General features: G+C 71.4%; 10 protein-coding genes. 3 read left to right on the forward strand and 7 right to left on the reverse strand.

The genetic code is table 11. The annotated features are described in order from the left end of the window. Positions 1 to 1255: CpaE/TadZ family protein (locus tag G3N18_RS14645; protein WP_338038634.1), on the reverse strand; the 1255-nt coding region annotated here is incomplete at its 3' end. Further along, the gene (locus tag G3N18_RS14650; RefSeq protein WP_196385007.1) at positions 1252 to 1881 is read right to left on the reverse strand and encodes an SAF domain-containing protein; all 630 of its coding nucleotides are present in this window, start codon (positions 1879 to 1881) and stop codon (positions 1252 to 1254) included. The genes G3N18_RS14650 and G3N18_RS14645, both read right to left, overlap by 4 nt. A gap of 96 nt (positions 1882 to 1977) precedes the next feature. Here G3N18_RS14650 and G3N18_RS14655 point away from each other — a divergent pair, with 96 nt between their 5' ends. Then, positions 1978 to 2259, forward strand: coding sequence for a helix-turn-helix domain-containing protein (locus G3N18_RS14655; protein WP_196385008.1), 282 nt, complete (start codon positions 1978 to 1980; stop codon positions 2257 to 2259). Positions 2260 to 2312: 53 nt separating this feature from the next. On the opposite strand, the gene G3N18_RS14660 is transcribed toward G3N18_RS14655, so the two are convergent. After that, positions 2313 to 2906: a hypothetical protein gene (locus G3N18_RS14660; RefSeq protein WP_196385009.1), complete on the reverse strand. Its 594-nt coding sequence runs from the start codon at positions 2904 to 2906 to the stop codon at positions 2313 to 2315. A 124-nt stretch (positions 2907 to 3030) separates the two neighbouring features. On the opposite strand from G3N18_RS14660, the gene G3N18_RS14665 reads away from it, so the two are divergent. Then, a complete protein-coding gene (locus tag G3N18_RS14665) occupies positions 3031 to 3471 on the forward strand; it encodes an Rv3235 family protein (protein WP_196385010.1) in 441 nt (146 codons plus the stop codon). A 35-nt stretch (positions 3472 to 3506) separates the two neighbouring features. On the opposite strand, the gene G3N18_RS14670 is transcribed toward G3N18_RS14665, so the two are convergent. Both G3N18_RS14670 and secA read right to left on the reverse strand, forming a co-directional pair. Continuing rightward, positions 3507 to 4730: a pyridoxal phosphate-dependent aminotransferase gene (locus G3N18_RS14670; protein WP_196385011.1), complete on the reverse strand. Its 1224-nt coding sequence runs from the start codon at positions 4728 to 4730 to the stop codon at positions 3507 to 3509. Between the two features lie 84 nt (positions 4731 to 4814). Then, positions 4815 to 7607, reverse strand: a complete 2793-nt coding sequence (gene secA, locus G3N18_RS14675) for a preprotein translocase subunit SecA (protein WP_196385012.1) — start codon at positions 7605 to 7607, stop codon at positions 4815 to 4817. A gap of 187 nt (positions 7608 to 7794) precedes the next feature. Between secA and G3N18_RS14680 the strand changes: the two genes are divergently transcribed. Beyond that, positions 7795 to 9120, forward strand: coding sequence for a coiled-coil domain-containing protein (locus G3N18_RS14680; RefSeq protein ID WP_196385013.1), 1326 nt, complete (start codon positions 7795 to 7797; stop codon positions 9118 to 9120). Between the two features lie 99 nt (positions 9121 to 9219). Here the strand turns inward: G3N18_RS14680 and hpf are convergent, their stop codons facing one another. Further along, the gene (gene hpf / locus G3N18_RS14685; RefSeq protein ID WP_196385014.1) at positions 9220 to 9885 is read right to left on the reverse strand and encodes a ribosome hibernation-promoting factor, HPF/YfiA family; all 666 of its coding nucleotides are present in this window, start codon (positions 9883 to 9885) and stop codon (positions 9220 to 9222) included. Between the two features lie 125 nt (positions 9886 to 10010). Continuing rightward, the coding region (locus tag G3N18_RS14690) for a ComF family protein (RefSeq protein WP_268932616.1) at positions 10011 to 10329 on the reverse strand (319 nt) is incomplete at its 5' end.

Here is a 10329-nt window from a genome sequence, read left to right on the forward strand (position 1 = left end):
CCCGCCGCACCGGCACGGGCGGCTCGATCGCCTCGCCGACGAACCGCCGCACCGCTCCGGCGAGCGCCGACCGCGCCGCCACATGGGCGACGGGCTGGGCGGCGAGCATCGCGGCGTCGGCCGCTTTCGGATCCCACGGCAGAAACCACACCTCGCGCGCGTCGGTGTAGCGCTCCAGGGTGCGTCGCACCTGCGCCCGCGCGTCGAGACCGACCGGCCCCGTGCGCGACTTGTTCACGACGATCTTCACGGGCGTCGCGCCGACGACCGAGCGCAGGTCGACGTGCGCCCGCACGAACCGGGCCACCCCGATCGGGTCGGCCGAGACCACCGCGACGATGAGGTCCGCCGAGGCCAGGGCCGCGAGCGTCGCGGCGTTTCGCCGTGGACCGCCGAGGTCGCTGACGATCTCTTCGTCGCGTTCGAGCGACGACGCCACGTCGACGACGATGTCGTCGGCCCAGTCGCGGCACCGCTCGAGCGCGGCCTGCACGCGGTCGTGGGCGAGTTCGGGCCAGCGCCCGGGGCGATTGATGCCGGTGAGCACCTCGACGGGGCCGAGCGGCGCGGCGATGCGGGTGAGTTCGGCCGCCGTCAGGGTGCCGCGCTCGGCCTGGCGGCACGCGGCGGCGAAGCCGGGGCCCTCGTCGGCGAGGCCCGTCGCCATCGCGACCGACGGGGCGTGCGCGTCGGCGTCGATGAGCGCGACGCGTCGACCGTCGCGGGCGAGCTCGCACGCCAGTTCGATCGCCGTCGTGGTGCGCCCGGGTGCGCCCGCCGCGCCCCACACCGCGATCACCCGTCCGCGGGACGGCTCGGCCTCGGATTCTGCGCCGGCCACGGCCTTGCCGCTCGCGAGCATGTCGACGGCAGCGGCGTGCTCGTCGCACGCGTCGACGCCGAACACCCCCGCCAGGCGGCGCTCGGCGGCACCCGCGCAGAGGGCGACGATGCGGATGCCGAAGCGGTCGCACGCCGCGACGAGCTGCGCCGTCAGGGTGCGGCGATCGGCGTCGAGCACGAGCAGATCGGCGCGCGCCAGTTCGCCCAGCAGCTCCGCCGCCTCGCGCCCGCTCATCGCGTCGACCGCGGCGGCCGCGGGGGCGTCGGGGTCGACGACGAGCCGCACGTCGGCGCCGGCATCGCGCAGGTCGGCGGCGAGCTCGTCTCCCCGTTCACCGGCGACCGCGACGATCGCGCGGGCGACGGCCGGCGACCGGCCACCGCTCCCCCGCGGTGCGACGCCGCCACTCACGGCTGCACCGCCGAGGTCGGCACGATCGACAGGCTCGCTCCGCCCGAGATCGCGGCGAGCGTGTCGGCGACTTCCGACCGCTCGATCACGAGCTCGACGGCCGATCCGGCCGAACCGATCATGGTGTCGTCGGCGGTCACCGACACGACCGTCGCCGAGGCGACGAGGATGCGGGGCTTGTCGTACTGGCCCCGCTCGAGCTGCGGCGCCGCCCACACCTCGACGGTCGAGCCCGGGCCGACCGCCGCGGGCAGCTCGGTCGCGCTGTGCACGACCACGGTGGTGGTGCGAAGACCCGCAGCGTCACCGATGGCATCCTTCGCGACCAACTGCCCTTCGGGGATCGTGCGCGTGGCGACCGACCCCGGTGCGAGGGTCGCGGGCGACGCGTAGGCGCCTTCGACCTGACCCAACGACACGTCGACGACGGTGAGGTCATCGGCGCCCACCGCCTCGCCCGCCACGATCGTGCGCGCGGCGGCGAAGACCGGGACCGTCTGCCGCGCCGCCGAAACGACGAGCCAGACGCCGGCGACGGATGCCACGATCAGGGCGATGCCCAGCAGAAACCGGATGTCGGCCCAGAAGGCGCGGGGCCGAGGGCGTGCGGCGGTGTGATCGCTCATGCGTCCATGGTGACGGCGGGCGAGCGCGGACGAGGAGGTTATCCACAGGTGTGCAGTCTCAGCCGCGTCAAAGACCCCGACGGCCATAATTGCCTCATGCCCGACACACCCGAACGCGGCGCGCGACTGTTCACGCCCGCCGAAGTCGCGGAGATGCTCCAGCTCTCCGTCGACGAGGTGATCGCGCTCGTGATCGACGCGCGACTGCGGGGCATGAAGGTGGGTTCGCCCGCCCGCTGGCGGATCGAGGCGGACAGCGTCGAGGGCTACCTCGACGACCAGGCCGAAGAGGCGCGGCGCATGGCGCTGTGGCGCGAATCGAACGCCGCGAGCTTTCCCGAGCTGTGGGGCCGTGGGCCCGTGCGCGGCGGCGACTGAGTCGCACACGGAGCGACGGAGACGCGGCGCGCCGGCCGAGGCGGGTCTCGCCGTCAGCCGAGGTCGGATGCCGAGGCGAGCCGCACCGCGAGCACGCCCGTGAAGGGCACGATCCGGTACCCCGTGACGTTCTCGGCGCGGCGGGGTGCGCCGGGCTCGTGCAGGGCGACGTCGAGGTGGTCGGCACCGGCACGATCGATCGTGCCGTCGAGGGTGCGGCCGCCCGCCAGGTGCAGCGTCACCGGGATGCGGCGGCGCACGAGGTCGCGCAGCACGAACCCGAAGCCCATCCGCTGACCGAGGGCCGGCCCGGCATTCGCGTCGCGCACACTCGCGAGCAGCGCGTCGGCGGGCGCCGCGATCTCGGTCACGCCCCACAGCGGCACGATCACGGCGCCGGCGGGCGCGTCACCCAGGAGCGCGCACCAATCGGCGCCGACCCGGGAGAGGCGCCCGAGGTGCACTCCGCCGTCCGGCGTGTGCAGGGCGATGCAGCGCGAACCCCCGGCGAGCGCAACGAGCCGCTCGCGCAGCGCCACACGGGACAGGCGCAGGCGTTCGGCCTCGGTGTCCAGAGCGGCGCGCTCGGCCTCCCACTCGGAGTCGAGCTGATCTTCCAGGTCCTCGAAGAACCGATCCCATCGCACGCCGCGACAGTACGCGACTCGCGCGACGCCCGCCCGCACTATCCACAGGTGAGGGGATTCTCATCCCGCCTGTGCATGGGCTGTGTTGTACTCGATCCCACGTCATCAGCTGGAGGAGGTCACCATGGTCCCGTCGCCGTCGCTCTCTGCGCCCCGGCCGTCACGGGCCGGCACCGCACTCGAGGTCGAGGAGTATTTCGCGCCGCAGCGCACGCCGTCGCAGGCGCTGCCCGACCCCGAACCGCTGCTGGCGAATCTCACGATCGGCCTGCTCGAAGTGCTCGCGGGAGTGCGCGAGGCCGATCAGCTGGCCCGGTGGCTCGGTGAAGACGCGTTCCGTGCGCTCGTGACGCGGTCGAACCTCTCGGCGCGTGCGCGCAGCGCGCGCGGTGTCGCGCCGGCCCGCCCGTCCTACCGGATCGTCTCGACCCACGTCTCCTCCCCCGCCGACGGGGTCATCGAGGGCGTCGTCATCACCGCGGGCCCGGCCCGCACCCGTGCTGTCGCCGTGCGCCTCGAGGGCTGGGACGGCCGCTGGCGCGCCACGTCGCTCGCCGCTCTCTGACCGCCGCCGCGCTCTAAGAACGCCGCGGCGGCGGGTCACTGCCGGTACGACACCAAGAAGTTGCCGAGCCGCTCGATCGCCTCGGTGAGCACGCGGGCTTCGGGCAGGGTCACGATCCGCAGGTGGTCGGGCGTCGGCCAGTTGAAGCCGGTGCCCTGCACGAGCAGCACATGCTCGGCGACGAGGAAGTCGTACACGAGCTTCGCGTCGTCGTGGATCTCGTACACCTCCGGGTCGAGCCGCGGAAACGCGTACAAGGCGCCCGCGGGCTTGTGGCACGTGACGCCGCGGATCGCCTCGAGGCCGAGCCACGCGGCATCCCGCTGCTCGTGCAGCCGCCCGCCCGGCGCGACGAGCGCGTCGATCGACTGCACGCCCGACAGCGCCGCCTGTACGGCGTACTGGGCGGGCACGTTCGGGCACAGGCGCGTCGAGGCGAGCAGCTGGATGCCTTGCAGGAACCCCTCGGCATGTTTCTTCGGCCCCGTGATGACCATCCACCCCGAGCGGTACCCGGCGACGCGATAGGTCTTCGAGAGCCCGTTGAAGGTGAGGCAGAGGAGGTCGGGGGCGAGCGTCGCGAGCGGGATGTGCACGGCGTCGTCGAACAGGATGCGGTCGTAGATCTCGTCGGAGAGGAGCAGCAGCTCGTGCTCGCGCGCGATCTCGACGATGCCCTGCAGCACCTCGCGCGAATACACGGCGCCGGTGGGGTTGTTCGGGTTGATCACGACGATCGCCTTGGTGCGGTCGGTGATCTTCGCCCGGATGTCCTCGAGCGAGGGCTCCCATCCGGCGTCGTTGTCGCACAGGTAGTGCACCGGCGTGCCGCCGGCGAGGCTCGTCATCGCCGTCCACAGCGGGTAGTCGGGGGCCGGGATGAGCACTTCGTCGCCCGTGTCGAGCAGGGCCTGCATCGTCATCGTGATGAGCTCGGAGACGCCGTTGCCGAGGTACACGTCGTCGGGGTCGAAGGTCGGGAAGCCCGGCACCTCTTCGTAGCGCGAGACGACCGCGCGGCGGGCCGACATGATGCCGCGGCTGTCGCTGTAGCCGTGCGCCTGCGGCACCGCCTCGATCATGTCGCGGACGATCTGGTATGGCGCTTCGAAGCCGAAGATCGCGGGGTTGCCGGTGTTGAGCTTGAGGATGCGGTGGCCGTCGGCCTCGAGCCGGTCTGCCTCGACCAGTGCGGCGCCGCGGATCTCGTAGAGGACGTCTTTGAGCTTCGACGACTGGTCCAGGATGCGCGGGGTCATCCGTTCAGGATATCTCCGCCACCATCGGGCCAATCGCCCTCGCGCGGCCCGCCGCCGGTCGAACGCCGGCGGCGGACGCGCGGGCTACTTCTTCTTGCCGGCGGCGCGACGCTCGGCGCGGTTCTGCGGCGCCGCGGCGGAAGCCGAGGCATCCGTCTTCTGACCGAACGCACCGCGCGGGGCCTCGGGCTGCGTCGCCGGAGCCGACGCTGCGGCTGCCGCCTGACGCACCTTGCTGGTCGCCGCCTGCTGCACCTGGCCGCGGTCGTTGCGCACCTCGACCTCGCCGCCCTCGCCCGCCGCGGTGTACTGCAGCTTCTGCGTCTCGACTGGGGGCGCCTGCAGGCCCTTGGCCTCGACCTGGCCGTCGCCCTGCTGACGCACCTCGACGTCGAGGTTGTAGAGGAAGCCGACCGACTCCTCCTTGATCTGCCCCATCATCGCCTGGAACATCTGGTAGCCCTCGCGCTGGTACTCGATGAGCGGATCGCGCTGGGCCATGGCGCGCAGGCCGATGCCGTCTTTCAGGTAGTCCATCTCGTACAGGTGGTCGCGCCAGCGGCGGTCGAGCACCTGCAGCACGACGCGGCGTTCGAGCTCGCGGGTCGCGGGGGCACCGAGCGTCTCTTCGCGCTTCGCGTACGCGATCTTCGCGTCGGAGAGGATCTCGCGCTTGAGGCCCTCGGGCGTGATGCGGCCCTTGCTGCCGCTCTCGGCGACGACCTCGTCGATCGTGACGCTGACGGGGTAGAGGGTCTTCAGCTCGGTCCAGAGTGCGTCGAAGTCCCAGCTCTCGTTGTGACCCGAGCCGGTGTGATCGTCGATCACCGCGCCGATGGCGTCTTCGATGAAGTGCTCGACGCGGCCCGAGAGGTCATCACCCTCGAGCATGTGCCGGCGGTCGGCGTAGATCGCCTCGCGCTGACGGTTGAGCACGTCGTCGTACTTCAGCACGTTCTTGCGGATCTCGGCGTTTCGCGCCTCGACCTGGCTCTGCGCGCTCTTGATCGCGCGCGAGACCATGGTGGACTCGATCGCGACGTCGTCGGGGAAGTTTGCCCGCGCGAGGATCGCCTCGGCCGCCCCCGACTGGAAGAGGCGCATGAGGTCGTCGGTCAGCGACAGGTAGAAGCGGCTCTCACCGGGGTCGCCCTGACGGCCGGAGCGGCCGCGCAGCTGGTTGTCGATGCGGCGCGACTCGTGCCGCTCGGTGCCGAGCACGTACAGGCCGCCGGCCTCGACGACCTTCGTCGCCTCTTGGGCGACGGTGTCGCGCTGGGCGGTGTACGCGGCATCCCAGGCCGCCTCGTACTCTTCGGGGGTCTCGACCGGGTCGAGGCCCTGCGCCTTCAGCTCTTGCACCGCGAGGAACTCGGCGTTGCCGCCGAGCATGATGTCGGTACCGCGGCCGGCCATGTTGGTCGCGACCGTGACGGCGCCCAGGCGCCCGGCGCGCGCGACGATCTCGGCCTCGCGCGCGTGGTTCTTGGCGTTGAGCACCTCGTGCTTGATGCCCTTCTTGGCGAGCAGGCGCGAGAGGTACTCGCTCTTCTCGACCGACACCGTGCCGACGAGCACCGGCTGGCCGGTCTCGTGACGGCGGGCGATGTCTTCGACGACCTGCGCGAACTTGGCCTGCTCGTTCTTGTAGACGAGGTCGGCCTGGTCTTTGCGGATCATCGGCTTGTTCGTCGGGATCGGCACGACTCCGAGCTTGTACGTCGACATGAACTCGGCCGCCTCGGTCTCGGCGGTGCCGGTCATGCCGGCGAGCTTGTCGTAGAGGCGGAAGTAGTTCTGCAGCGTGACGGTCGCGAGGGTCTGGTTCTCGGCCTTGACCGGAACCCCCTCTTTCGCCTCGATGGCCTGATGGATGCCTTCGTTGTAGCGCCGCCCGACGAGGATGCGCCCCGTGTGCTCGTCGACGATCATGACCTCGTCGTTCATGACGACGTAGTCGGTGTCGCGCTTGAACAGCGCGAGCGCCTTGATCGAGTTGTTGAGGAACGAGATGAGCGGCGTGTTCGCCGACTCGTACAGATTGTCGATGCCGAGGTAGTCCTCGACCTTCTCGATGCCGGGCTCGAGCACACCGATCGTGCGCTTCTTCTCGTCGACCTCGTAGTCGACGCCCGCCTCGAGGGTCTTCGCGATCTTCGCGAACTCGACGAACCAGCGGTTGGCCTCGCCCGACGACGGACCCGAGATGATGAGAGGCGTGCGCGCCTCGTCGATGAGGATCGAGTCGACCTCGTCGACGATCGCGAAGAAGTGGCCGCGCTGCACGAGGTCTTGCTTCTGCCACGCCATGTTGTCGCGCAGGTAGTCGAAGCCGAACTCGTTGTTCGTGCCGTAGGTGATGTCGGCCTCGTACTGCTGGCGGCGGACGTCCGGGGTCTGCCCCGCGACGATCGTGCCGGTCGTCATGCCGAGGGCGCGGTAGACGCGACCCATGAGCTCGGACTGGTACGAGGCGAGAAAGTCGTTGACCGTGATGACGTGCACGCCCTCGCCGGCGATCGCGTTGAGGTACACCGCGAAGGTCGCCGTCAGGGTCTTGCCCTCACCGGTCTTCATCTCGGCGATGTTGCCGAGGTGGAGAGCTGCGCCGCCCATGATCTGCACGTCGTAGGGGCGCTGGCCGAGCGTGCGCTTGGCCGCTTCGCGCACCGCGGCGAAGGCCTCGGGCATGAGCTTGTCGAGCGACTCGCCCGCCGCGTACCGCGCTCGCAGTTCGGCGGTCTCGCCGCGCAGTTCCTCGTCGGTGAGCTGCGCGTAGTCCTCTTCGAGGGCGTTCACGGCCTTCACGACCTGCTGCAGCCTGCGGAGGATGCCTCCTTCGCCGGCGCGGAGCAGTTTCTCGAGAGGGTTGGCCACGGAGGATCTCCATACGTTCGGGGTCCGGTGGCACGGGATGCCACCGTTGGCGCGCGCGGCGCGCGCGACACGACTTCCTATGTTATGCGGTCGTGACCTTCGCGTGCGCTGTGTACGGCCGTACGAAGCGCCGCGAAACCGCCCCTGCGCCCGCCCGGGCGGCAGGGCACCGACGTAGGATCGTGCCATGGCCGGATTCTGGGGCACCCGCAAGAAGGAGCGCGCCGAGCTCGCTGCGCACGACGCCGAACTCGGCCGCCGCGCCGATGCGGCCCTCGTCGCCGCCGACGAGCGGCTGCGCACGACCGACGACGAGCTGACCTTCGCCGAGCTCGAACTCGGCCGCGACGCCACCCGCGACCTGCGCGACGCGCTCACCGCCGTGCGCACGCACCTGCGCGAGGCGTTCCAGCTGAACCAGCTCAACCACGACGAGATCCCCGACACCCCCGAAGAGGCGCGCACCCGGAACGCCCGCATCGTGCAGCTGTGCGACTGGGCCGAAGACCTGCTCGACGACCGCCTGCAGGCCCTCGCCGAGCCCGTGGCACGCGCGCGGCGGGCGCCCGAGATCATCGCCGGCATCCGTGCCGACGTCGTGCGTGAAAGCGCGCGGGTGCCGCGCGCCGAGGCGACGCTGGCGCGGGTCGAGGCGCGCTACGCGCCCGCGGCGCTGCGCCAGATTGCCGGCAACCCGCGCGAGGCCGCGCAGCTGCTCGAGTTCGCCACGCACGGCGCCGACATCTCCGAGGCGCGGCGCGAGTCGGGTCAGCGCGAGCAGGCGAACCTCGCGCTCGAGACCGCGATCGAGGCATCCCGCCGCGCGACGACCCTGCTCGACGCGGTCGACTCGTTCGAGATCGAGGCCCTGCGGGCCGAATCGACGCTCGACGCGATCGTCGAAGACTCGCGCGGCGACCTCATCGCCGCGCGCGACCTCGAGCACCTGCCGGCGGTCGGAACGGCGATGGCCACGCTCGAGCGCGAGCTCGGCGCCCTGACCCCCGCCGGCGGCAAGCCCGACCCGTTCACCGAGCTCACGCGCCTGCGCGAAGCGAACGCGGCGCTCGACGCGATCGTCGTGAAGGCGCGCGAGCGTGCGGCGCGTCCGGTGCCGCCGGAGTCGCACGTGCGGCACGCGATCGACGACGCCGACCGCCAGCTCGGTGTGGCGCGCAGCGTCATCTCGGGTCACCGCGGCTGGATCGGCGCCGACGCCCGCACCCGGCTCGCCGAGGCCGAGCGGTTGCGCCTCGACCTCGGCGCCGTCGCCTCCGGCCCGATCGACGAGGACGATCGCGAGCAGGCCCTCGCCGACGCGCGCCGCTGCGGCCAGCTGGCCGCCGAGGCGCTGCAGCTCGCGCAGCGCGACATCGACTCGTCGCGTCCGAACGACGGCGGCTGGGGTGGCCCGGGCGCCGGTGGTCGGGGCAACGGCGGCGGGAACGGCATCGCCAGCGGCATCCTCGGCGGGCTCGTCATCGGCTCGATCCTCGACGGCATCTTCGACTGACCGCGCTCGCCCCCTCCCCTCACGCGAAAGGTCGCGACACGCGGTGCGATCCGGGGTGGATGCGGCGTGTCGCGACCTCTCGCGTGAACGGGCTGCGCGTCAGGAGGCGAGTTCCTCCTCGAGCGGCGGCGCGCTCGCGAGCAGCGAGATCACGCCGTAGTCCCAGCCCTTGCGGCGGTAGACGACGCTCGGGTGGTCGCTGCGGGCGTCGATGAACAAGAAGAAGTCGTGCCCGACGAGCTCCATGCGGTCGACGGCCTCTTCGACGGTCATCCACTCCGCATCGAAGTTCTTCGTGCGGATGACGACCGGCGTGTAGTCGTCGGCCTCGACGTCGTCGCCGACGATCGGGATGCCTCCGGTCGCGACGGCGCGCAGCACATCGACCGACGCGGGTTGCACGTCGATGCCGGCGAGCGAGCCGCTGCCCTTGTCGAGCTTCGCCCCGCGCGGGTGGTTGCGCGCATCGATGCGCTTGTCCTTCGCGCGACGCAGCTGTTCGGCGAGCTTGTCGACCGCGAGGTCGAGGGCGACGAACTTGTCGCTGTCGGTCGCCTCGGCCCGCACCACCGGGCCCTTGCCCGTGACGGTCAGCTCGACCGTCTCGTCTTCGCGGCCGCCGTTGTGGTACGCACGGTGGGTGACCTTGATATCGAGTCGCTGCGCCCGGGGGGCGAGGTTCTCGATGCGGACGGCTTTCTCTTCGGCGACGGTGCGAAATCGATCCGAGACGCTGACACCCACGCCGACGATGCTGGTTTCCATCCTTGACCTCCTTGTTCCGGGGTTCTCCGCTTTCCAACGGAGGGACAAGGGAGAACCCTCAGTTCGCCTTGGTCTCTCCCACGCTATCGGGGCGGGAGCGCCGTGTCACCTGTCAGTTCCCGTGACTAACCTCTGCCTCTCGTATGAAGAGGCGTGGATGCCACGGCCGCCGCGCCGAGCACCCGCGCGCCCGCCGCGGTGAGGGCCCGCGCCGCCTCCCGCAGGGTCGCGCCCGTCGTGACGACGTCGTCGACGAGGAGCACCGTGCGCCCGGCGATGCGTCGTTCGTCTGCGGGGCGCAGGCGCATGCTGCCGGCGACATTGCGCTCACGGTCGGCGACGCCCAGGCCGCGCTGATCGGCCGCGTGCCCGGTCGACTGCAGCACGCGCTGCGGGTGCAGCCCCGAGCGCGCGGCGAGCAGTTCGACGACCCGGTAGCCGCGG

The sequence above is a fragment of the Microbacterium paulum genome, from assembly GCF_015707995.1.
Taxonomy (GTDB): Bacteria; Actinomycetota; Actinomycetes; order Actinomycetales; family Microbacteriaceae; genus Microbacterium; species Microbacterium paulum.

Coding starts and splice junctions, on each gene's coding strand:
- G3N18_RS14650 (WP_196385007.1), bottom strand. CDS start 1,881: ATGAGCGATCACACCGCCGCACGCCCTCGGCCCCGCGCCTTCTGGGCC.
- G3N18_RS14655 (WP_196385008.1), top strand. CDS start 1,978: ATGCCCGACACACCCGAACGCGGCGCGCGACTGTTCACGCCCGCCGAA.
- G3N18_RS14665 (WP_196385010.1), top strand. CDS start 3,031: ATGGTCCCGTCGCCGTCGCTCTCTGCGCCCCGGCCGTCACGGGCCGGC.
- G3N18_RS14670 (WP_196385011.1), bottom strand. CDS start 4,730: ATGACCCCGCGCATCCTGGACCAGTCGTCGAAGCTCAAAGACGTCCTC.
- G3N18_RS14680 (WP_196385013.1), top strand. CDS start 7,795: ATGGCCGGATTCTGGGGCACCCGCAAGAAGGAGCGCGCCGAGCTCGCT.
- hpf (WP_196385014.1), bottom strand. CDS start 9,885: ATGGAAACCAGCATCGTCGGCGTGGGTGTCAGCGTCTCGGATCGATTT.